Source organism: Parabacteroides goldsteinii DSM 19448 = WAL 12034, assembly GCF_000969835.1.
Lineage (GTDB): Bacteria > Bacteroidota > Bacteroidia > Bacteroidales > Tannerellaceae > Parabacteroides > Parabacteroides goldsteinii.
Window position 1 is genome coordinate 1,831,543 of sequence record NZ_KQ033912.1, and the last position, 24,347, is coordinate 1,855,889.

The 24,347-nt window shown below is 46.2% G+C and carries 17 protein-coding genes and 1 pseudogene; 12 read left to right on the forward strand and 6 right to left on the reverse strand.

Annotated features, from left to right (window positions below; genetic code table 11):
* Positions 1-144: 144 nt before the first annotated feature.
* Together HMPREF1535_RS06840 and HMPREF1535_RS06845 are read right to left on the reverse strand one after the other, a co-directional pair.
* Positions 145-2,502: an ABC transporter permease gene (locus HMPREF1535_RS06840; RefSeq protein WP_046145672.1), complete on the reverse strand. Its 2,358-nt coding sequence runs from the start codon at positions 2,500-2,502 to the stop codon at positions 145-147.
* A gap of 177 nt (positions 2,503-2,679) precedes the next feature.
* Positions 2,680-3,522 carry a LytR/AlgR family response regulator transcription factor gene (locus HMPREF1535_RS06845; protein WP_009860778.1) on the reverse strand — a complete coding sequence of 281 codons (843 nt, stop codon included), beginning with the start codon at positions 3,520-3,522 and terminating at the stop codon, positions 2,680-2,682.
* 180 nt (positions 3,523-3,702) lie between these two features.
* Between HMPREF1535_RS06845 and HMPREF1535_RS06850 the strand changes: the two genes are divergently transcribed.
* The gene (locus HMPREF1535_RS06850; protein WP_009860777.1) at positions 3,703-4,848 is read left to right on the forward strand and encodes a DUF6051 family protein; all 1,146 of its coding nucleotides are present in this window, start codon (positions 3,703-3,705) and stop codon (positions 4,846-4,848) included.
* A 9-nt stretch (positions 4,849-4,857) separates the two neighbouring features.
* Here HMPREF1535_RS06850 and HMPREF1535_RS06855 read toward each other — a convergent pair whose 3' ends face one another.
* Positions 4,858-6,297, reverse strand: a complete 1,440-nt coding sequence (locus tag HMPREF1535_RS06855) for an MFS transporter (protein ID WP_009860776.1) — start codon at positions 6,295-6,297, stop codon at positions 4,858-4,860.
* 216 nt (positions 6,298-6,513) lie between these two features.
* On the opposite strand from HMPREF1535_RS06855, the gene HMPREF1535_RS06860 reads away from it, so the two are divergent.
* Positions 6,514-10,506, forward strand: a complete 3,993-nt coding sequence (locus HMPREF1535_RS06860; protein ID WP_187386420.1) for a hybrid sensor histidine kinase/response regulator transcription factor — start codon at positions 6,514-6,516, stop codon at positions 10,504-10,506.
* On the opposite strand, the gene HMPREF1535_RS06865 is transcribed toward HMPREF1535_RS06860, so the two are convergent.
* Positions 10,472-11,512, reverse strand: coding sequence for a LacI family DNA-binding transcriptional regulator (locus tag HMPREF1535_RS06865; protein ID WP_046145674.1), 1,041 nt, complete (start codon positions 11,510-11,512; stop codon positions 10,472-10,474). The genes HMPREF1535_RS06860 and HMPREF1535_RS06865 overlap by 35 nt on opposite strands.
* Before the next feature lie 214 nt (positions 11,513-11,726).
* Here HMPREF1535_RS06865 and HMPREF1535_RS06870 point away from each other — a divergent pair, with 214 nt between their 5' ends.
* From HMPREF1535_RS06870 to HMPREF1535_RS06900, 7 genes are all read left to right on the forward strand, one after another.
* Positions 11,727-12,659 (forward strand): aldo/keto reductase, encoded by a 933-nt coding sequence (locus tag HMPREF1535_RS06870; RefSeq protein ID WP_046145675.1) that lies wholly within the window; start codon positions 11,727-11,729, stop codon positions 12,657-12,659.
* Positions 12,660-12,692: 33 nt separating this feature from the next.
* Entirely contained in the window at positions 12,693-13,616 is a 924-nt protein-coding gene (locus tag HMPREF1535_RS06875) for an amidohydrolase family protein (RefSeq protein WP_046145676.1), read from the forward strand.
* A gap of 22 nt (positions 13,617-13,638) precedes the next feature.
* Complete coding sequence (fucP, locus tag HMPREF1535_RS06880; RefSeq protein ID WP_046145677.1) at positions 13,639-14,892, forward strand: L-fucose:H+ symporter permease; 1,254 nt, start codon at positions 13,639-13,641, stop codon at positions 14,890-14,892.
* Positions 14,893-14,911: 19 nt separating this feature from the next.
* Positions 14,912-15,928 (forward strand): zinc-binding alcohol dehydrogenase family protein, encoded by a 1,017-nt coding sequence (locus tag HMPREF1535_RS06885; protein ID WP_046146446.1) that lies wholly within the window; start codon positions 14,912-14,914, stop codon positions 15,926-15,928.
* A gap of 67 nt (positions 15,929-15,995) precedes the next feature.
* Positions 15,996-18,515, forward strand: a complete 2,520-nt coding sequence (locus HMPREF1535_RS06890) for an alpha/beta fold hydrolase (protein ID WP_046145678.1) — start codon at positions 15,996-15,998, stop codon at positions 18,513-18,515.
* 7 nt (positions 18,516-18,522) lie between these two features.
* Complete coding sequence (locus tag HMPREF1535_RS06895; RefSeq protein ID WP_046145679.1) at positions 18,523-19,965, forward strand: tagaturonate reductase; 1,443 nt, start codon at positions 18,523-18,525, stop codon at positions 19,963-19,965.
* Positions 19,962-21,449: a UxaA family hydrolase gene (locus HMPREF1535_RS06900; RefSeq protein ID WP_046145680.1), complete on the forward strand. Its 1,488-nt coding sequence runs from the start codon at positions 19,962-19,964 to the stop codon at positions 21,447-21,449. The genes HMPREF1535_RS06895 and HMPREF1535_RS06900 overlap by 4 nt, the downstream gene beginning before the upstream one ends.
* Before the next feature lie 22 nt (positions 21,450-21,471).
* Here the strand turns inward: HMPREF1535_RS06900 and HMPREF1535_RS06905 are convergent, their stop codons facing one another.
* The gene (locus tag HMPREF1535_RS06905) at positions 21,472-22,008 is read right to left on the reverse strand and encodes a flavodoxin family protein (RefSeq protein ID WP_046145681.1); all 537 of its coding nucleotides are present in this window, start codon (positions 22,006-22,008) and stop codon (positions 21,472-21,474) included.
* A gap of 53 nt (positions 22,009-22,061) precedes the next feature.
* Positions 22,062-22,805, reverse strand: a complete 744-nt coding sequence (locus HMPREF1535_RS06910) for an SDR family NAD(P)-dependent oxidoreductase (RefSeq protein ID WP_009860765.1) — start codon at positions 22,803-22,805, stop codon at positions 22,062-22,064.
* Between the two features lie 116 nt (positions 22,806-22,921).
* Here HMPREF1535_RS06910 and HMPREF1535_RS26200 point away from each other — a divergent pair.
* From HMPREF1535_RS26200 to HMPREF1535_RS06920, 3 genes and pseudogenes are all read left to right on the forward strand, one after another.
* Positions 22,922-23,035, forward strand: a pseudogene (locus HMPREF1535_RS26200) (class I SAM-dependent methyltransferase); the annotation flags it as partial.
* A gap of 209 nt (positions 23,036-23,244) precedes the next feature.
* Entirely contained in the window at positions 23,245-23,739 is a 495-nt protein-coding gene (locus HMPREF1535_RS06915; RefSeq protein WP_046145682.1) for an RNA polymerase sigma factor, read from the forward strand.
* Positions 23,740-23,744: 5 nt separating this feature from the next.
* A complete protein-coding gene (locus tag HMPREF1535_RS06920; RefSeq protein WP_046145683.1) occupies positions 23,745-24,344 on the forward strand; it encodes a hypothetical protein in 600 nt (199 codons plus the stop codon).
* Positions 24,345-24,347 lie beyond the last annotated feature (3 nt).

Here is a 24,347-nt window from a genome sequence, read left to right on the forward strand (position 1 = left end):
TCACAATTACATTATGAATTATACAAAGATAGAGATATTTTATTCACTGCAATATCAATTGCTCAGTCTTTCATTCGACAAAAAACACTACACTATTTCCAGCGGATCCTCTTCCGCTTATAAGAGAAAACTTATTGTTAATCTTTACTCTGATTTAATAACTTCCGCCGGGTTCAACCGTGAAATCAGCCAGATGCGATATGCTACGGTAATAAACACGATTGTTGTTGTTAAGAATATTATACTTAGCCACAGAACTGGATTATTCAGCCATTCCGCAGAAATAACGACTTTTTTGCTAATCAGCATACGCAGGAATAAATAAACAATCGCCAATGACGGGATGGCCGCAATAACTAACAGGCGAATGTACAACTTCCCGAATAAAAGAGCGATCACCCGCGGACCAGCTCCATTGATTTTGCGTATGGCAACTTCTTTTTGCCGGCTGTATGTATCCAGCGTAATAGCAGAATAGATACCTAAAACTGTTATAATCAAACTGATGACAGAAAGCAACATAAACAATTCGCTCATCATCTTCTCACCTCCGATATATCGGAAACGTTCTTCCTGCTTGGTTGTCAGCAGGAAAGGAATAGATTCCGGCAACTTGCTGCGGACAATACTCAGGATACCTTTCCGCACATCTTGCTCCTGACCGGGCATACATTTAATATAAGCAGTCCTGTAATCGGCTTTTTCCGGCACGGACAAAAATGTGAAACGATGATATTGGTTCGCCCTGCTTATTTGTTCACGAGTATATAATGGTTCAAAAGGCAACTGTTCATATATACCCGTGATCTGGAAAGTACGGTCACCCAACCGTACAGACGAAGGGTTCGTTTCTCCTTCCTTTTCCAACTCCCAGATAAGTGAACGTGAAACGACTATTTCATTGGAAGAGCGTGGCATTCTTCCTTCTATTTTCAGATTCATAAAGTCAGAATAATTACTGCTTACAGCATATTCTATTCCGTGTATGGTTTCCTCCCGTTTTGTTTTATAATCAGGATAACTACTTATTCTGTCCAGAACAATATCCTCTACACCTGCAAGTGTCCGGATGCGGGAAACTATTTCTTCTTCATGTCCCTGTAATTGCGGTTCCCACAATTCCACTTTCCAGATACGGGTACATACCTCCTCTGTCAGTGTGTTATTCCTCTTTCCATCCACAAGCTGATGAATATATCCTATTCCGATCGCCCCTGAAATAAAAAGAAAACAAATGAACAACTGTACCCCCAACATAAAGTTGCGTACACCGTGCTTCTGGCGTTTGCCTCCTTTCACCCCTTCGAGCAGGGAAATATGTTTAACACGGAAAACAGCCCATGCGGCAATTAACAGACAAATGATGAACAAAAGACATAAATACTCCAACTCCTGCCAAATCAAAGTAGGAAGATGAATAAGCATATTTTCATTTATCACCTCTTTACTTGCCAGATATTGATAAAAAACAGGAATAAACCATTCTATCATGACAAAACTCACCAAAGCCGACAAAAGAAAAAGAATAGCAATCTCACTGAAAAGAAGGCAGAATAAACCAACTGAACCAGACCCCAGATTTTTACGAAGACTTAACTCTTTAGTCCTGTTGTAGAACGACTGGATACAGAACTTCAGGAAATTAATCATAGCCGCTATCAATATCAAAGCACCGATTAAAGGGATGAAAAGCGTTGCTCCGAGATTATCCGGTTTGTACATTTCTTCTTTGAAAGTCATTACAGCCAGATAATTATCATTATTCTTACCAAAGACAGGTAGTTGTTTTCGCAACCGTTGGTTTATTTCAGTACTTGATACACCCTTTTCCAGCAATACAACCACGTTCGAATATTTCCGATCCGGATTAATCACCGATATTTCGGGAAAATAAAAATCGTTCTTCTCCCGCGATCCATCCGGCAAATCGCGGACAACAGCACTTATAGTAGAGTATTGAACAGCCGAAGTATCGGTATCAGCCCGGCTGAAGTAAAGTGTTTTGCCTATAGGGTTATCCTCCCCGAATATCCTTCGGGCAGATGATTCACTGATCCAGACCTCTCCCGGTGTCCATACTGGCATTTCCCCTTCAAGGGTTTGTATGCCGAAGATGACAGGAAAATCTTCCGTGATATTCTGGAAACTACATTGAAAAGGTATTTCCTCCTGTCCCGCATTACTAATAGTAATATTTGCTTTATCATAACTGTAAGAATAGGCTATTTTTTCCATTCCTGCCACCGGGTTACTCATCAGTGCCTGCAATTCTTTTCCCGGAATATATGGTTCGTTATACTTACTTTTTTCCGACTTCACATAAAGATTAGCCATCCTGTCGTTATTGCTCCAAACCGTAAACTGACTGTTAAATCTCCTTATATAATAAGATGTCATGCTGAAACATAATAGTCCGATGGCGATACCGACAATGGAGAGCAAGTATTGAACCTTGTTTTTTAATATTTGCCGGATAGCCATTTTTAAATAGTGCTTTACCATAATACAATGTCATTTGTTTCATTGAAGAGAACAAAAGACGTGCCATTATTATAACACGCTGTTCTACTGACAGATAAGACTATTCATGCAATAGTAAACCTGTGTGTTTTCGCACGAATATTGTTCTTATCCGCACAAACGTTACACAATACTGAGACCAGACTTTATCCCTATAATTTACGACGAATATGTCATAAACCAATGTGTCACTTTTTCACTATATGTTTTTGATATTGGGATATCCGGGACTTTCTCGACTCCCAGTTCCAGATAAATGCCGTCTTTTTCACGGCGTATCACCTTTACCTGGTCGAAATTAACCATATATGAACGATGGCAACGCAGCACATTCGTTTCGTCCAGACTCTCTTCTATGGATTTCAAAGAGTTACGCAGCATGAACTTAGTCAGTACTCCCTTATTGAGATACCAGATACACACATAATTATCCGCCGATTCTATATACAAAAGATTCGTCCGTTTCACCGACAACCGCAATTCATGCTTTTCGTCATAAAAAGAGAAAACCGATAGTTTGTTTGCCGCCTCTGCCCGATCCTCTTCCAGTAACCTCAACTGCCGTTCTTTCTCCTGATAGGAAAAATAGAAATGTAAAACTGAATAGGGCAACAACAGAACCAGGCTTGTGTTGATAGCCGACTCTTTGAAAACGCTTAAATACTCCCGCTCCGGATTCAGTACCAAAGTGTAGATCGTATAAAACAAAGACATGAAAAATATCTCCAGAATAATCCACACCGAATATGCACCTACGGAAATGGCATGTTTCCTGCCCCAATAATACATCACAATCCGGCTGATCACCACCACCAGCACACCGGTAAGAATAATCAGACTGGAAAAAACAAAAAACTTAAACTCTGAAACCCGATACCAGTTCGACGAACTGAACGGCTTATATATATTGATAAATACCAAAGCGAAAAACGCTGTCAGCAAGATCAGGCGAACGATGTTCGACTTTTCATAAATATAACCGGGTATTTTATGACCGAGCATTCCCATATCTTTTGCCTCCTATTTGGAGAACAAATGTACTAGTAAATCCCGAAACATTCACCCCGCATATAAAAATTTCACCCCGCCATTCCGGTTTATGTCCCAGCCGGAGTTCGTCGGAACCATTTATTTGCAAGGATTGTTTTAATAATGTTTGTTTGTATCAAAAAATCGATTGTTATGGATATCTCACTTCGTACACAACAACTGAACAGCCTTTTCTCGTACGATAAAAAGGCGCATCTGGAAGAGAGCCGTCTGGAAATAATTCCCTTTCGCTTTACACAAACGATAGGTGCCAGCGAAATTAACGAATTCCAGAAAGGACTTGCCACCACTGAATTTTGTTCCGTCACAGACGACCATATTCAGGAAAATAAAACATTCAATTATACAGTCTTCGCCCCTTCGGGAAAAGAGAAACGCGACAAAGCCATCATCCTGTTGCACGGACTGAACGAACGTACCTGGGAAAAATACCTGACCTGGGCCGAATATCTGGCCGGTTCAACCGGAAAGCCGGTCATCCTTTTCCCTATCGCATTCCATATGAATCGTACACCGGGTAGCTGGTGCAATCCACGGATGGTTTTACCCTGGGTGAACCGGAGGAAACAGGAAATAGACAACCTGGAAAACTCGACTTTTGCCAATGTCACATTAAGCAGCCGCCTGTCAGGAAATCCGTTGCGTTTCTATGCGTCCGGCCGCGAATCAGTCTATAACTTATGGCAATTGGTACATGAGATAAAGAGCGGAAAACATCCCTTATTTAAAGAAGATACTTCCATCAACCTGTTTGCTTATTCGATCGGAGCCTTGTTATCACAGGTCTTGTTGTTGAGTAATCCGGAAAAGATGTTCAGCGACACCCGCCTGTTCATGTTCTGCGGCGGTTCCATTTTCAGCCAGATGAACGGAAACGCACGGGATATTATGGACCAGGATGCATTCAACAGCCTGCAACGATTTTACCGCCACGATTTTCTGGAAGAACGTTCGCTGCCTACTTCCTTTAAAAATGATTTTCTGGAACAGGCGTTCAAAGCCATGATTCGCCCTGATGTCTTACAGGAATACCGTGAGTCCTTTTTCCAGAAAGCCTGCAACCGCATCAAAGCTATCTCACTGAAGAAAGACATTGTCATGCCGACCAACGGAGTGATCAAAGCGCTGGGTAAAGCCTCTGACAAGATACTGGAAGAAATAGATTTTCCGTTCCAGTATTCCCATCAGATTCCGTTCCCGTTCCGGTCAAAAACCGACCAGACACTTGTAAACCAGGCTTTCAATAATATATTCAGCCAGGCAGCTGCATTCTTGTAAAAGTCCCTACTAGTTTAATGTGATCACCTTGTATTTAGGAACCAGCATCTTCATCACGATCCAGCCGATCAGGTAAGCGACAGCGCAAAAGATAAAGACAATAGCATAACCGGCCGGTTTGCCTTCGAAACCCATAAACTGCATGTTGGTATCGCCACTATATGTAAATAGCATGCCGGCCCCCTTCTGAATAAAGAACGAACCGATACCGCCTGCCATACCGCCAATACCGGTAATCGTAGCGATTGCACTTTTGGGGAACATATCACCTACTGTAGAGAATATATTTGCACTCCAAGCCTGATGAGCAGAGGCACCGACGGAGATCAGCAGAATAGGCACCCAATAGCTGATATAGCCCAATGGCTGCGCGAATAAAACGACCAATGGGAAGAATGCAATGATCAACATCGCTCGCATACGTCCTGCATACGGATTCATCCCCCGATTGATGAAATAAGTCGGAAATTTACCACCAAACACGGAACCGATCACCGTAATAGAATAAAGTATAGCAATTGGCCATGCGATCTGGGTTCCTTCCATATTATATTGTATCTTCAGATAAGCCGGAGTCCAGAAGAGGAAGAACCACCATACGCCATCCGTCATAAACTTACCAAAAGCAAACGCCCAAGTCTGTTTAAAGCCCAGACATTCAATGAAAGAAAGCTTCGATTCATTTTCAGGCTCAATTTCATCCGGAGTCAATTCAGCATCATCCTGCTGAATATAAGCACGTTCCGCATCATTTACCTTTGGGTTATCTGCGATTGGTTTATAGATAAATAACCATATTCCCATCCAGATAAAACCGATCAGACCGACAATAATAAAAGCCATTTCCCACCCCCATAGTTCAGCCATCAGAGGAACAGTCAATGGAGCCACAATAGCACCAACATTAGCACCAGAGTTAAAAATACCCGTTGCAAAAGCACGGTCTTTTTTCGGGAAATACTCTGCTGTCGCTTTAATAGCAGCTGGGAAGTTTCCAGCCTCACCAAGAGCCAGCACACAACGTGCTATAATAAAGAACGTAACACTTACCATACTGATCGTAGCCGCAAGGTCTGTTCCTGCAGCTACAGCCCGTAACGCATCTGCATCTGGTAATCCGACCCATTTTTCTGTTAATACACCACACAATGCATGAAGTGCCGCCCCTGCAGACCAGACAGCAATTGACCAGGCATATCCTTTCCTGGTTCCCATCCAGTCGATAAACCTTCCGGCAAATAACATGGAAATTGCATAAAACAAAGAGAAAATGGCAGTGATTGTTCCATAATCGTTGTCTGTCCAGTGAAATTCTTCTTCCAGCATCGGCTGTAGAAGTGAAAGTACCTGACGGTCTAGATAGTTTACCGTTGTTGCGAAAAACAACATCGCACAGATTACCCATCTGTACCGTGTCATTTGTTGATTGACATTCCCTAATGCGCTCATTTCTTAATAGTTTTTCATGATTTGCGGCAAATATATATCAATTTTTTTAAATACAAAGCATAACGTGTGTGCGAATACACGATTATTTACATTAATTCGGAAAGTTACAGTAAAAACAGAGGTATTGCGGAAATGATTTCGTACGATATTTGGTTCTACGTTTTTTTTCATCATCTTTGTATGAAGAAAACATACAACATTTTACAGGCTGTCTTTATGAGAAAATCTATACTATATCTTCTCCTGATGATTATCTGTCTGTCCGAGCTATATGCCGCAAACAGAAAATCGTTCAACTATTACTTTTCGCATATTTCGAGTGCAGACGGTTTGTCGGAAAGCCAGGTAAAAGTAATACTACAGGATAGTTACGGTTTTATGTGGTTCGGCACCAAAAACGGACTGAACCGGTATGATGGTACTTCTATCCAAACGATCAATTGCGATGATTATATTGCCGGAAAAGGCGATCACAACATCTCCGCCCTTTTTGAAGACGAGAACAGAAAACTATGGGTAGGGACAGACCGGGGAGTATATATCTATGACCCTGTATACGACCTGTTCACGTTTATAGACCAGAAAACCGAAAACGGGGAGCAGATGGGTAACTGGGTTGCCAAAATCACCTCCGACCATTCCGGTAATACCTGGATACTGATTCCCGACCAGGGCGTCTTCCGTTACAAAGACGAAAAATTATATTATTACGCTATCACCAACAAAGATAATATCAAACGGGAAAGCCCCGGCGCCATCTGCGTCAGGGAAAACGGAGAAGTCTGGATCGGGACAGCCGGTGTCGGCCTGTTCCTCTATAATCCGCAAACAGACTCCTTCATTCAGCATCATACTGACAAGGATGGCAACACCCTGATGGGTGCCCACATCTTCTCTATGTGCGATTACGGCGATTGGATCGCACTGGCTATCCATGACGGAGAACTGAAAAAGTACAATCCCAAGACAAATACCCTGCAAACAGTCAACGCCCCGGGAGTGCATCACACCATCTTACGCGACGTGGTCTGTTACGATCAGAATAACCTTTGGGTCTGCACGCATGCCGGACTGTTCATCGTTGACGAACAATCCCAAAAAGTAACCCATCTCCAGGAAGACCTGATGCATTCGTACAGCCTTTCCGACAATATTATTTTCTGTATCTATAAAGACAGGGAAGGAGGTATCTGGCTCGGCACCAAATTCGGCGGAGTCAACCATTTACCGAACTACAAACTATTGTTTGAAAGGTTCGTCCCTTCCAGTTCGGAAAATTCGCTGAATACCCGCCGTATCCGCGAACTGGCGGAAGACCCAGACGGCAACATCTGGGTTGGGACGGAAGATAACGGTATCAACATTCTGAATCCAGCAACCGGAGAAGTGACACAGATCAACTATCCGGAATCCGACAGGAAAAGCCATCTCATGACCCAGTCCATGAGTATGTACGACGGCAAAATATATTGCGGTTTGTTTAAATACGGGCTTGATATCATAGATATATCCAACCATTCGATCAAACATCTCAACCACCAGCAATTAAATCTTGACGAAGAAAGCGTATATTCCCAGTTGATCGATAGCCGGGGCCGTCTTTGGGTAGGAAATGCCTGGGGGTTATCCAGGGCAGAAGCCGGCTCGTTCGATTTTACCCGGATACCGGAGATCGGGCTCGATTGGATCGTATGCATGCTGGAAGATAAAAAAGGACAGATATGGCTTGCCTCGATGGGGAGCGGTGTATGGAAATACAATCCGAAAGATGATTCTTATAAAAAATATGTCAATGACACTCAGGACCCTGCCAGCCTGAGTTCAAACTCCGTCAGTTCCATCATGGAAGACAGCAGAGGACAGATATGGTTCTCTACCGACCGGGGTGGCATCTGCCGGTACAACGAGGCGGATGACAACTTCACCACGTTCTCCAAAGAACAGGGCCTACCTGACGATGTAGCTTATAAAATACTGGAAGATAAAAATCATTATTTCTGGTTCGGGACCAACCAGGGGCTCGTCAAGTTCAAACCGGAAACCGGGGATATCCGTGTATTCACTACCCGCGACGGTTTAGTCGGCAACCAGTTCAATTATAATTCGGGACTCAAAGCGAGCAACGGCAAATTCTACTTCGGAACGATCGACGGACTGATCGCTTTCAATCCGGATGACGACCAGCGGACCGACTCCATTCCTCCGGTCTATATCACGAAGTTCAGCATATATAATAAGGAAGTAACCGTACATACCCCCAACTCTCCGTTGAGCAAAAGCATCCTGCATACCGACCGGATTACCTTGCCGTACGACCAGTCGAATATCAGTTTCGATATAGCATTGCCCTCTTATTCATCTGCCCGTAGCAAGGAATGTTACTACAAAATGGACCCGCTGGACAAAGATTGGGTAAAAACCAGTAATAACCAGAATATTTCGTATGCCAAACTGCCCCCGGGCAACTATACGCTCCTGGTAAAAGCTGAGATTGAAGACGATAACCAGCCGGTTACCTCACTCCGTATCGTCATTCTTCCTCCCTGGTGGCTATCCTCCTGGGCTTATGCCGTTTATGCGATCCTTGTACTCTGCCTGATATACGGCTGGTTCCGCTGGTACAAACGCCGTAAGGAACGGCAGATGGAAGAGAAACAGAAACTCTTCGAGATAGAAAAAGAGAAGGAACTCTATGAGGCTAAGGTAGAATTCTTTACGGAGATAGCCCATGAAGTGCGCACGCCGCTGACACTGATCAACGGTCCGCTGGAAACAATCCTCGACATGAATATCCAGGACAGCAAAATCACGCGTAACCTGACCGTAATCGCCCAAAACACCAAGCGCCTGCTCGAACTGACCGGCCAGCTACTCGACTTCCGGAAGATCGGGGCCAACAAATTCAAGATGGATTTTGCCTGGACCAATGTTACGACACTGCTGAAAGACACCATCCTGCGCTTCGAGCCGACCATCGTCCAACAGGATAAGAAATTATCGGTCGATATTCCCGAAGAAGAAATCACAGCAGCTATCGACCGCGAAGCCGTTACCAAGATATTGAGCAACCTGTTGAACAATGCACTCAAATATTCGGCCTATACCATTCATATCGAGCTGAGGCGTGAAGAGACCACCTTCAGTATCCGCGTCACCAGCGACGGAAACCGGATACCTGCCGAACTCAGCCAACAGATATTCGAACCTTTTTATCAGATCAATAAGAAAGAAGGGGCAACGACAGGCGCCGGTATCGGCTTGCCACTGGCCCGTTCGCTGGCCATGCTTCATTCTGGCAAACTCTGGCTGGATACCGAAAATAGCGACAATTCGTTTGTCCTGACCCTGCCTCTTGCCCAGGAGAAAGTGCGGCAACAGGAAAACTCCGTTATTCAGGAAGAATTCATATTTCCCGAAGAAGGGACAACCGTCAATGCGGAAGGCCGCAACTATACGCTCCTGTTGGTGGAAGATAACGATACCATGCGTTCGTTCCTGGCAGAGAAACTGCAAGAGATGTTTGTTACGGAGACGGCCCCCGACGGAAAGGCAGCTTTGGAAATCCTGCGCAATCATCATATCGATATTGTCGTCAGCGACATTATGATGCCTGTGATGAACGGCCTCGAACTATGTAAAGAGATGAAAGCCGATATCGAACTGAGCCATATCCCCGTCATCTTCCTGACCGCCAAGAACGACCTCGACAGCAAAATCAACGGTCTGCGCCTGGGGGCGGAGGCATACGTGGAGAAACCTTTCTCTTTCAATTACCTGACAACACAGATATTCTCCCTGCTGAACAACCGCCAGAAAGAACGCGAGGCTTTCTCCAAACGCCCGTTCTTCCCGGTCAACAACATGCAGATGAACAAGGCTGACAAGGAATTTATGGACAAGATTATAGCCATCATCCATGAAAATATCACCGATGAAAACTTCGGTGTGGAGAAACTGGCAGAGATACTCTGCCTGAGCCGTTCCAGCCTGTTACGTAAGATAAAAGTCCTCTCCGGCCTGTCGCCGAACGACTTCATCCGCCTCATCCGTCTGAAAAAAGCGGCAGAGCTGATTCTGGACGGCAAACACCGGATTGGCGAAATATGTTATCTGGTAGGAATCAACTCCCCCTCCTATTTCAGCAAGATATTCCTGAAACAGTTCGGGGTAACGCCTAAGGATTTCGAGAAACAGAACCAGGCTTCTTAACCGAAGTCTCCCGTATCGATAAATGGGTGGGAACGACAATCTGCCGTGGTTTCTCCCGTTTCTTGATTTGCTTGAGAAGCAGGTTGCAACATTCCTCTCCCATCTTATAGGTCTGATGGGTAACGGCTGTCAATGCCGGTTCCACGTAGTTGGAATGAAGTTCGTCGGTATAACCGATCAGGGCGATATCGGCCGGTATGCGGAGATGATGTTTCTTGATTTCTTTCATGGCGGCAAAGGCCAATGTGTCATTCATTGCCAGGATTGCATCAGGCGGTTCCGGCAATGAAAGCAATTGCCGGCATCCTTCACGTCCTTCCTCGTAAGTCATTTTCTTACAAACGACCAGTTCTTCTTCAACAGGCAAGCCATGTTCTTTCAAGGCTTCTATATACCCGTCCCGGCGTTGCCGCACAATAGCCAAATGATCGGAACCACCCAGAAAGGCCACCCGCTTCGAACCGGATTCCAATAAATGGCTGGTAGCCACCCTTGCCGATTCCTGATTGTCGGCCACCACCGAAGGAATCGCATTCGTGAGGCAGACACGGTCGAAAAAGACCAGCGGGATATCCATATCTTCCAATGAAAGGAAATGGGCATAATCGGTCGTTTCCTGCGAAAGGCAGGCCAGCATACCCTCCACCCGCATATTCACCAAGTCTTCCACACAATGTTGCTCCTGCTCATATTGCTCATACGAAGAAGTGATAATGACCGAATACCCGTTCTTGCGCGCCACATCATTGATACCGCTGATTATGGACGAATAGAAATGAGTGACAATATCCGGCACGATAATGCCGATAATACGGGGCGTATTCTTCAGCAAACTAAGGGCAAACGGGTTCGGACGGTAATTCCATTCCTCGGCAAGCGCCTTCACACGCTCCCTCATCTCGGGACCGATCTCGTAACTGTCGTTCAACGCACGGGATACGGTAGAAACGGAAACACCCAGCTCCTTCGCCAGGTCTTTCAATGATATGTGTCTTTTCTTAGGCATCACAAATCCGATTAGGTCCGACAAATATATATTTTTTCCGGCAGATACAAGCGATTACCTCCGAGATAGATGCATCGTATACCGACATCGAGCCGTTTATATCCGACAGGACCTACCACGCAAACCTTTGCGTAGATTTTTATGCACAAAGCGGTTATTATCAATACATAAAAGCTATACTTTTGGACTATTGCAAACTCAATCTATTTAAACCATGAAGTACTCATATTGCGGAAAAACCGGGATGAAAGTTCCCGTACTAAGTTTTGGAGCTTCCTCCCTGGGAAGCGTATTTCACGAAACTCGTGAAGCGGAAAGCATCAAAGCTGTATTCACTGCTATTGAAAACGGAATGAACTTTATCGACGTTTCCCCTTATTATGGGCATTACAAGGCAGAGACAGTATTAGGAAAAGCGCTAAAAGATATTCCGCGCGACCATTTCCTGCTGTCGACTAAAGTAGGCCGTTACGGTAAAGACGGCATGAACACCTGGGATTATTCTGCCCAGCGGGCCACCGAAAGCGTTTACGAAAGTATGGAACGCCTGCACTTGGACTATATTGACCTGATCAACGTTCACGACATCGAATTTGCCGACCTCAACCAGGTGGTGAACGAGACATTGCCGGCATTGGTCGAATTACGGGACAAAGGGATTGTAAAACACGTCGGCATCACCGACCTGCAACTGGAAAACCTGCAATGGGTAATCGACCGTGTGCCCGAAGGTACGGTCGAAACCATCCTCAATTTCTGCCACTATTGCTTGAACGACGATAAGCTGGCTGATTATTTCGACTATTTCGAATCGAAACAGATTGGCATCATCAACGCCTCCCCCCTTTCGATGGGATTACTGTCACAACGAGGCGTTCCCGACTGGCATCCGGCGCCGGCGGCATTGGTAGAAGCCTGCCGGAAAGCAGTACAACATTGCGCTTCGAAAGGTTATCCGATAGAAAAGCTGGCCATGCAATATTCCGTAAGTAGTCCGCGGATAGCGACCACCCTATTCAGTTCCGCCAATCCGGATAATGTCAGGAAAAATATCCAATACATAGAAGAACCCATCGACTGGGAGCTGGTGCGCGAAGTTCAGGAAATCATCGGCGACCAGAAACGGGTCAGCTGGTCCAATTCTTAAACCGGAAAAGAAATAACCTTTAAAGAAAATACCATGAACAGAAAGATTATAGATGCCCACTCACATCTCTGGCTCCGGCAGGACACGGTAGTCGACGGGATGCCGATACGGACGCTGACCAACGGACGTTCGCTCTTCATGGGCGAAATCCGGCAGATGGTTCCTCCGTTTATCACCGACGGCAGGAACACGGCTGAGATATTCCTGTCAAACATGGATTATGCACTGGTCTCGGCTGCCGTCATCACGCAGGAGTTTATCGACGGCCTGCAAAATGATTATCTGCTGGAAGTTGTTAAGCAGTACCCGGACCGCTTCTTCGTATGCGGCCTCTGTGAATTTCGCCGTCCCGGCTATTTGGCACAGGCACGTGAATTGGCGGCACGCGGATTCAGGGCAATCAAAATTCCCGCCCAACGCCTGTTGCTCGAAGAAGGGCGCGTCTGGCTGAACTGCAACGAGATGATGGAAATGTTCCATTTTATGGAAAACAATGATATGCTCCTCTCCATCGATTTGGCCGATGGCGACGTCCAGACCGGTGAATTAGAAGAGGTGATACAGGAATGCCCCGGATTACGAATTGCAATCGGACATTTCGGTATGGTTACCCGGCCGAACTGGTTGGCGCAGATTCGCCTGGCCCGTTACCCGAATGTACGTATTGAATCCGGAGGTATTACCTGGTTATTCAACGATGAGTTTTATCCTTTCCACGGGGCCGTCAAAGCGATACGCGAGGCGGCAGACCTGGCCGGCATGGATAAACTGATGTGGGGTTCGGATTATCCCCGAACGATTACGGCTATTACCTATAAAATGTCGTACGACTTTATCCTGAAAACCGATGAACTGACGGAACGGGAGAAAGACCTTTTCCTGGGAGAAAATGCCGCCGCCTTCTACGGCTTCAAACAGTTAATCGAGTTACCTTATATTAAAAACATGTCCGAGTAAACACACCCTAACACGATATAGTATGAAACAAAAGAATTACGCCTTGCCACTGGCACTGATATTCAGCCTTTTCTTCCTGTGGGCAATCAGCAGCAACCTGCTGCCTACCATGATCAGACAATTGATGAAAACCTGCGAACTAAATACGTTCGAAGCCTCTTTCACCGAAACGGCCTACTGGCTGGCTTACTTTATCTTCCCGATACCGATTGCCATGTTCATGAAGCGGTACAGCTACAAGGCCGGTATCATCTTCGGACTGTTGCTGGCCGCTTTCGGAGGATTACTGTTTTTCCCGGCAGCCATGCTGAAAGAATATTGGGCGTACCTGACAATCTTCTTTATCATCGCAACCGGCATGTGTTTCCTTGAAACAGCCGCCAACCCTTATGTTACGGCTCTGGGGAATCCGGAGACGGCACCACGCAGGCTAAACCTGGCCCAGTCGTTCAACGGGTTGGGGGCATTTATCGCCGCCATGTTTCTCAGTAAGTTGGTATTGAGCGGAGAACACTATACCCGGACCACCCTGCCCGCCGATTATCCCGGCGGCTGGGAAGCCTATATACAGTTTGAAACGGATTCGATGAAGCAACCGTATCTTATATTAGCACTTTTATTAATCATCATCGCGGTTGTATTCATCGTCTCCAAACTGCCCCGGATACAGGATGAGGAACACAGCGGAAAGGACAAAGACGGAAAGCTGATAGATTTCAGCGTTTTGAAACGTTCGCATTTGCGCTGGGGGGTGATTGCACAGTTCTTCTACAACGGGGGACAGACGGCCATCAACAGCCTGTTTCTGGTGTACTGTTGCAGTTATGCCGGTTTATCGGAATCCGTGGCAACGACTTTCTTCGGCCTGTATATGCTGGCTTTCCTTCTGGGACGTTGGATAGGAACGTTGCTGATGGTTAAATTCCGTCCGCAGGATATGCTGCTGGTCTATGCCCTGCTGAATGTCATACTCTGCGGTGTGATTGCATTATGCGGCGGCACGATCGGACTGTATGCCATGCTGGCTGTCTCGTTCTTCATGTCGATCATGTACCCGACACAGTTCTCGCTGGCACTGAAAGACCTGGGAGACAACACCAAGAGCGGAGCGGCTTTTCTTGTCATGGCGATTGTAGGAAACGCCTGCCTGCCCCAGTTGACAGCCTATGTGATGCATCATTTCGAAGCTATCTATTATACCGCTTATCTCATTCCGCAGGTTTGCTTCCTTTTCTGTGCTTACTACGGATGGAAAGGCTATAAAGTAGTCGATTAATTAGTAATATATAATGTATATGAAAGCAATACAAATTCCCGCTCCCTCAGCATTGCAGGTGGTCGATATAGCGAAACCGGAAGCAAAGAGCGGTGAAGTTCTTCTGAAAATCAAGTTTGTCGGATTCTGCGGTTCCGACCTGAACACATTCCTGGGACGTAACCCGATGGTAAAACTCCCTGTCATTCCCGGACATGAAGTCGGAGCCGTAATCGAAGCTATCGGCCCGGACGTCCCCGCCGGATTCGAGCCGGGCATGAGTGTAACTGTCAACCCTTACACCAACTGCGGTACATGTGCCGCCTGCCGCAACGGACAGGTAAATGCCTGCGAACATAATGAGACGTTCGGCGTACAACGCAACGGTGCCATGGGCGAATACCTGTCGCTCCCCTGGCAGAAGGTCATCCCGGCAGCCGGCATTTCTCCCCGCGACTGTGCCCTGATTGAGCCGATGAGCGTCGGTTTCCATGCCGTCTCCCGCGGACAGGTGACCGATATCGACACAGTCCTGGTAATCGGCTGCGGAATGATTGGCTGCGGAGCAATCGTACGTGCCGCCCTGCGGGGAGCCACCATCATCGCGATGGACCTGGATGACGATAAGCTGGAACTGGCCAAACGTATCGGTGCCCGTTACACCATCAATTCACGCACGGAGAATGTGCATGAACGTTTGCTGGAAATGACGGATGGGCTGGGACCGGACGTAGTCTTCGAAGCCGTTGGAAGTCCAGCCACATATGTAACGGCAGTGAATGAAGTCGCATTCACCGGCCGGGTGGTATGCATCGGTTATGCCAAAAGCGAAGTGACTTTCCAGACCAAATACTTCGTGCAGAAAGAACTGGATATACGGGGTTCGCGCAATGCACTGCCGGAAGATTTCAGGGCCGTAGTCCGTTATCTCCAACAGGACAGTTGTCCGCGTGAAGACTTAATTTCCAGAATAGTAACACCCGAAGAGGCGCTGACAGCCATGCAGGAATGGAGTGCCGACCCGGGGAAAGTATTTCGTATTCTTGTAGAGTTCTGAGATATCAAAAAATTCATTATCTTCGCAAGGTTTCTCTAACAATAATCATGAATCGAGATAAGTTACCATGAAAAAGCTAATCAATCTAATTGTATTTATTTTAATCGCCGGCCTGAACGGCTGGGCGCAGGAGGCTACCGAAGTGATTCGGGTTGCTTGTGTAGGAAACAGTATTACTTTCGGAGCTGGTATTGCGAACCGCGACCGTGATAGTTATCCGTCAGTGCTCGGGCAAATGCTCGGACGGGGTTATGAAGTCCGCAACTTCGGGTTCAGTGCCCGCACCATGCTGATGAAAGGCGATCATCCGTACATGAAAGAGCAGATGTTTCAGGATGCCTTAAAGTACAATCCGGACATCGTCGTTATCAAATTGGGCACAAACGATTCCAAATCGTTCAACTGGAAATACAAGGCAGACCTGCCCAAGGATATTCAGACAATGGTCAGCGCCTTCAAGGCGATACCGTCCAAGCCGAAAATCTACCTGTGTTATCCCCCCAAAGCCTACCAGGTACAATACAGTATTAACGACAGTATTATCGAACATGGCGTTATCCCTGTAATCGACCAGGTTGCGAAAAGAAACAAATTACCGGTCATCGATTTACACACGGCTCTAAGCGGTATGAAAGAGCATTTTCCTGACAACGTGCATCCCGACCCTGTCGGAGCACATAAGATTGCGGAAACGGTGTACAAGGCAATCACCGGACAGGAATCATCTCACCGGATGCAGGCCTTTCCCGGTTTCAAAAGCGAGTGGAACGGATGCGACCGCTACGACTTTCAGTTTAAAGGACGTGACGCAATCGTCGTCGTGCCGAAACAGGCAGCCAAAGGGAATCCGTGGATTTGGCGTCCCGCCTTCTTCAACGCTTTCCCCAGCGTAGATAAGGCCCTGCTGGAAAAAGGATTCCATGTTGCCTATTATGATGTGACACACTGTTACGGCAACCCGCGTGCCGTTGCATGGGGTACGGACTTCTATAACTACATAAAAAACTACTACGGACTTTCACCGAAAGTAACCCTGGAAGGATTCAGCCGTGGCGGACTGTATGCGTTGAACTGGGCCGCTAAGAATACAGACAAAATAGCCTGTATCTATATCGACGCTCCCGTCTGCGACGTGTTCAGCTGGCCGGGAAGAAAAAATGCAGCATTATGGAACGACCTGTTGAAGGAATGGAACCTGACGGATGAAGACATGAATTCGTTCAAAGGCAACCCGATTGACAACCTGGAACCATTGGCTAAAGCAGGTATCCCTATCATCAGCGTTTGCGGAGATAGCGACAAAACTGTTCCTTTTAAAGACAATATGGACGTAGTCCGTTCCCGTTACCTGGCACTGGGAGGACCGGTTGAAGTGATTATCAAACCGGGTGTGGACCACCATCCGCACAGCCTCGAAAACCCGGAACCGGTCGTGGACTTTATACTCCGCCATCAGCCGGAATATGAAAAGTACCTGCATTACAATGTGCGCGGCAGCCTGCAAAACTCATTCGTCAAGTTTGAGAAAGAACGCAAAGGCCGCGTCGCCTTCCTGGGCGGTTCCATCACGGAGATGAACGGTTGGAAGAACAGGATTGAAAAGCAGCTGCAACAACGTTTCCCCTATACCACATTCGAGTTCGTGGAAGCCGGCATCGGTTCTACCGGTACGACACCGGGGGCTTTCCGCCTGCAAAATGACGTGCTGTCGAAAGGAAAGATAGATTTGCTATTCGTTGAAGCAGCCGTAAACGACCATACCAACTATTTTACCCCACTGGAACAGGTGCGCGGCATGGAAGGCGAAGTACGTCATGCGTTACTGAGCAATCCTGAAATGGACATTATCATGTTGCATTTCATCTACGACCCGTTTATCCCGATGGTAGCGAAAAAGCAACAGCCGGACGTAGTCCTGAACCATGAACGGGTAGCCAACCATTACCTCATCCCGTCAGTCAACCTCGTGCAGGAAATAGGCGAACGGATGCAGGACGGCGAGTTCACCTGGGAACAGTTCGGCGGAACCCATCCGCTCCCGTTCGGACATACATTCTATGCCGCAGCCATCAACCACCTGTTCGACAGCATGTGGAAAGGAATTACTCCCGACAGCCCGGTGGTTGCCCATGAGATTCCGGAAGAACCGCTCGACGAATACAGTTATTACAAAGGTGATTTCATCGACCTGAAAGAAGCGAAGCTGAATAAAGGCTGGAAATACGTTCCTTCCTGGCGGGCGGACAACAAATACGAAAAACGGAGAGGATTCGCAGACGTACCGATGCTCGAAGCAACCCGTCCCGGAGACAAACTGACACTCGATTTCACAGGAAAGGCAATCGGTATCTTCTGTACGCCCGGCCCGACAGCAGGCATCCTTGAATACAGCATCGACGGTGCCCCATTCAAAAAGTTGGATACTTTCACTCAATGGAGCAAATATCTTTATATCCCTTGGGTATATATGTTTGAAACAGAATTAGACGACACAACCCATAAACTGGTACTTCGCATCTCGAAAGACAAGAATCCCGATTCCATCGGTACGGAATGCCAGATACGTAACTTCGTCGTAAACAGATAAAAGTAAAATGAAAGAATTAAATAAACAAAACGTTCCGGTCATCACCCGGCCGGAGCGTATCATACAGTTTGGCGAGGGGAACTTCCTCCGGGCATTTGTAGACTGGATTATCTGGAATATGAATGCAAAAGCAGATTTCAACAGCAATGTCGTAGTCGTCCAGCCTATTGAAAAAGGGATGGTCGATATGTTGAACAAGCAGGACAACCTGTATCATGTCAACCTCCAGGGACTGGATAAAGGCAAAACCGTCAACAGTCTTGAACTGATCGACGTGATCAGCCGTTCACTGAATCCCTATACGGATTTCGAGGCATTCATCCGGCTGGCGGAACAACCGGAAATGCGTTTTGTCATCTCCAATACGACCGAAGCCGGAATCACTTTCGACCCAGCCTGCCGGTTGGAGGATGCTCCGGCAGCTTCCTATCCCGGCAAACTGACCCAGTTATTATACCACCGCTTTAAAACATTCAACGGAGATAAAAGCAAAGGTCTGATTATCTTTCCCTGCGAACTCATCTTCCTGAACGGACACAAACTGAAAGAAACAATTTACCAGTATATCGACCTGTGGCAACTGGGTGAAGAGTTCAGGAATTGGTTTGAAGAAGCCTGCGGCGTTTATGCCACTTTAGTCGACCGCATCGTCCCCGGCTTCCCCCGCAAAGACATCGACGCGATCAAAGAGAAACTGCAATACAACGATAACCTGGTGGTGCAGGCTGAGATATTCCATCTATGGGTTATCGAAGCGCCACAGGAGATTGCCAACGAATTTCCTGCCGACAAAGCGGGACTAAATGTCCTGTTTGTTCCATCCGAAGCACCGTATCATGAACGGAAAGTGACGTTGCTGAACGGCCCGCACACTGTCCTGTCGCCGGTTGCCTTCCTGTCGGGAATCGACATCGTGCGGGATGCCTGTCAGGATGAAGTCATTGGAAAATACATCCGTAAGGTAATGTTCGAGGAACTGATGGAAACATTGAACCTACCTAAAGCGGAACTGGAAAAGTTCGCCAATGATGTATTGGAACGTTTCAACAACCCGTTTGTCGACCATCAGGTTACTTCTATCATGTTGAACTCTTTCCCCAAATTCCAGACACGCGACCTGCCGGGATTGAAAGAATACCTGAAACGGAAAGGAAAACTTCCGGAAGGACTCGTCCTGGGACTGGCAGCCATCTTAACCTACTACAAAGGTGGCAACCGGACAGACGGAACTGCAATCGTTCCGAATGACGACCCGAAAAACATCTCCCTGATGAATACCCTCTGGGCGACAGGCTCCACGCAGGAAGTTGCCGGTAAAATCCTGGCAGCAGAAGATATTTGGGGAGAAAACCTGAACGAAATACCCGGCCTGGCCGATAAAATAGTCTACTACCTGGATGCCATTCAGGAAAAAGGAATGCGCGAAGTCGTAAAAGAGATTCTCCGATGAAAAAACAGATCCAAATAAACCCTGCCGACAATGTGGTCGTAGCCGTCGATACACTATCGACAGGAGATAATATAACTGTCGGAACCACCACCGTCACTGTCCGCGAAGAAATTCCGGCCGGTCACAAAGTGGCGCTGCAAGACTTTAAAACAGGCGAGTCCATCATCAAGTACGGTTTCCCTATCGGACATGCCCGGAAGGATATATCCACAGGCTCCCTGGTAAACGAGAAGAATATCAAAACGAATCTGGAAGGTTTGCAGGACTATACCTGGCAACCGCAGGACACGACTTTGGACATTCCCGACAAAGGTCTGACCTTTAACGGCTACCGTCGCAGGAACGGTGATGTGGGAATCCGTAACGAGATATGGATTATTCCCACGGTAGGCTGTGTGAATGGCATCGTAAACCAACTGGCAGAAACGCTCCGGCAGGAAACTTTGGGAAAAGACGTCGATGCCATCGTCGCCTTCCCCCATAATTACGGTTGTTCACAATTAGGCAACGACCACGAAAATACCCGTAAGATATTACGTAACATGGCAAAGCATCCGAATGCCGGCGCCGTGTTAGTCGTCGGACTGGGGTGTGAAAACAATCAGCCAGATGCTTTCCGCGAATTTCTCGGAGAATACGATACCGAACGCATCCGTTTCATGATTTGCCAGCAGGTAAAGGATGAACACGAAGAAGGAATGAACATCCTGCGGGAATTATACACAATCGCCTCGGCCGATAAACGGACAGCCATTCCCATGAGCGAACTGCGCGTCGGACTGAAATGCGGTGGCTCGGACGGTTTCTCCGGCATCACGGCCAATCCGTTGCTGGGTGTCTTCTCCGACTTTCTGGTTGCACAGGGAGGAACAACCGTCCTGACGGAAGTCCCCGAAATGTTCGGTGCGGAAACATTGTTGATGAACCGTTGCACGACAGAAGAGTTGTTCAACAAAACCGTCCGTCTGATTAACGATTTCAAAGCCTACTTCCTGGAGAACAAGCAGCCGGTCTACGAGAATCCCTCACCGGGAAATAAAGCCGGAGGAATCTCCACACTGGAAGAAAAGTCATTGGGATGCACGCAAAAGTCCGGCAAATCCGGAGTAAAAGATGTCCTCATGTACGGAGACCGGCTAACCACCCGCGGACTAAACCTGTTAAGTGCCCCGGGCAATGACCTGGTGGCCAGCACAGCACTGGCGGCTTCCGGTTGCCACATGGTACTCTTCACCACCGGACGCGGAACACCTTTCGGCACGTTTATCCCCACTGTCAAGATATCGACAAACACCGCTCTATCGGAAAACAAACCCGGCTGGATTGATTTTAATGCCGGAACGTTGGTGGAAGGTGAATCGATGGAAACCCTCAGCGAGCAGTTTATCCGATTCATATTGGAGGTCGCCGGAGGCCGTTTCGTAAACAACGAAAAGAAAGGATACCGGGAAATTGCCATCTTCAAATCCGGAGTCACTCTCTAAGTGGCTAGCAGATAAAAAATTTTCAGACAGCCTTTCCCATTTCGTATGCCTGCTTTAACACGGGATGACTTTCGGTTTCGCCCGGTCCATTGACCCCTCCGGCGAATACCGTTCCTGCAAGACGAGCCTTTTCGAAACAGTCGATCCATCCAGTGAGCCCTGCAACAGCACGTTTCGGTACATACTCCTCATTTTCCACTGCGCTGGTCAGCATGTAAATATCACGGAAACGATAGTCGGAAGGATAAAGCGGATTGGCACGGTCAAGCAATGTTTTGAGCTGTCCGCACATTTCATAGTAATAAATGGGTGTTGCGAATGCGATTACATCGGCATCGTGCATTTTTTCCACGATGTCAGGAGCATCATCTTTGATGACACATTTTTGTGTTTTCTGACAGTTGAGACAGCCTTTACAGAAATGTATCTCCTTATCTTTTAGGGTTATTTTCTCAACTTCATTTCCCGCTTCGGCAGCCCCGCGGATAAATTCGTCCGCCAAGGCTTCCGAGTTACTCCGCAAACGGAGACTTGATGATATGACTAATACTTTTTTCATATTTTTCAAAAGTTCAATATTCTTCTTATTATTTGATGTTGTTTTTTGTAGATTTAATGAATCGTAAAGCCACCGTCTACCAGTAAAGCATGACCATGCACAAAACTGGAGGCCGGACTGCAGAGCCACAACACTGCATCTGCTATCTCTTCCGGCTTACCTAAACGTCCGGCCGGTATATCACGGACCAGTTCTTTTTCTAATTGCGGGTTTCTACGTATTAATTCTTCTGCCATCGGAGTAAGTATTACCCCCGGACAAACGGCATTGATCCGGATTCCTTTTGCTGCGTAGTCCATAGCTGCCGTACGTGTCATGCCAATAACACCATGTTTACAGGAAATATAGGCAGCCTGTCCGGCGAAAGCTGTTACTCCTCCTTGCGAAGAGGTATTGACAATAGCTCCACCTCCTTGTTTTAGCATCTGCCCGATTTCGAATTTCATACAGTTCCATACCCCTTTGAGGTCGACTGCAACAGTACGGTCAAACTCATCGTCCGTAATTTCCGCCATCGGGCGTTGCGGTGTTTGAATGCCTGCATTGTTAAGTGCTGCATCCAGGCGTCCATATGTCGAGACTATCCAATCGATCATTTCCTTCACTGCCTGCACATCCGATACGTCACATTGATAAGCTACAGCATCATATCCGGCATCAATAAGTTTTCGAGCCTGCTCTTCCGGCTTTTGAATATCCGCCATTATAACGGTTGCCCCTTCACGGGCAAATGCTTCTGCACAAGCAAGTCCAATCCCCATACCGGAGCCTGTAACCATGACAATTCTTTTTTCCATTGTTTTTCTGTTTTTATCTATGTTCAAAGATTTCTTTAATTTTACAGAGGTAAAGGTAAAGGCTTATGTTGCTTTGTTTTGTAGATAAATTACAGATGTTCTAACCTTGATTACAGATTTGTGGAGTAGATTACACTTCATCAATGCTTGAACAAGCAAAGGCAAAAGCCTCCGGAACGGGACTGGAGATTAATTTCATTGAAGCAGATATGCGAACATTAAAGAAACAGATATACATTTAGCATCGGATGAATAATCGGAGAAAGTCAAAAATAGACTTCCAATTAAAAAAACAGTCTCAGGCAGAGGGTATCAAATTAACAGGCAGGGCATTCATTACGCTCTGTTTTGCTTTGTACCGTTATGGACTGAATATTTTTTTCCATCAACTCTGTTATAAAAACACCTTTTCCCCGACTATATAATAAAGTTCAAACAAATGAAGTCAAACCAAAAAGAATTTCTAAAGATATTGTCTGCTTACCAAGGTATTATCCATAAGGTAAATCAGGTATATTTTAAGTCGAAAATAGACAAAGAGGATAATTTCCAGGAAGTCGTCTATCAGCTTTGGCGTTCTTTCCCATCGTTACAAAACAAAGAGAAACCAGCTTCATGGATTTATGCAGTAGCTATAAACACTTCTATTTCAAAGGTCAGACAAGACAGCCGGATCGAGTTCTGCGATGCTTCTGATTCTGCGCTCAATATAGAGGCGGCCACCCCCAATGAGCAACAAGAACAGAACGAGAACTACCAAAGGCTTATAAACGCTCTGTATAAACTGAATGAAATAGATAAATCGATCATGTTGCTTTACATGGAAGATTATAGTTATGAGGAAATTGCTGAAATAGTCGGAATGAGCAGTTCCAACATCGGAATGAAAATTCACAGGCTAAAGAGCCGATTACAAAAACAATTTAAAAAGTAAGTATTATGGAAACAAATGACATTAAAGATATTTGGAAAACAGAAACTGTAAAAGAGATGAAACCGTATTCCGAGGAAGAACTAAACGAAATAGTGGTTAAATCTGTAAGAAAATCAATCAAAACAGTATATCCCGGGACTATTTTTCGACTCGTTGTCATTGCTGTGATTGTGTATCTCATCGCAACATTATTTTTAAGGGAGCAGAGTATGGAAGGAATGCTCTTAGATGTCAGCGCTTTAGTTATATTATCTGTTTCTTATCTGCTTTGGGAACGCTCTGCTTACAAAATGCGGAAATATACTAATAGCAAGCCTGTAAAAGAATGGCTGGAATATCGAATAAAGGAATTTGAGAACACGATAAGATTTAACACCAAATATAATTTGGTCATATATGCATGTTCTTTTCTGTTTTCAATAGGTTTCTATGTTTTTTATCAAATAACGGTAAATGTTACTCCCGGCATTTTGACTGTCATTATTATTCCGCTCGGACTTATCATTTACCTATTGATAGTAAGACGTTCTATAAATCGAAATTATCAAAAAGCTCTTCATGAACTAAAAGAGCTCTATAAACAATTTGAAGAGTCAAACAAATAAAAT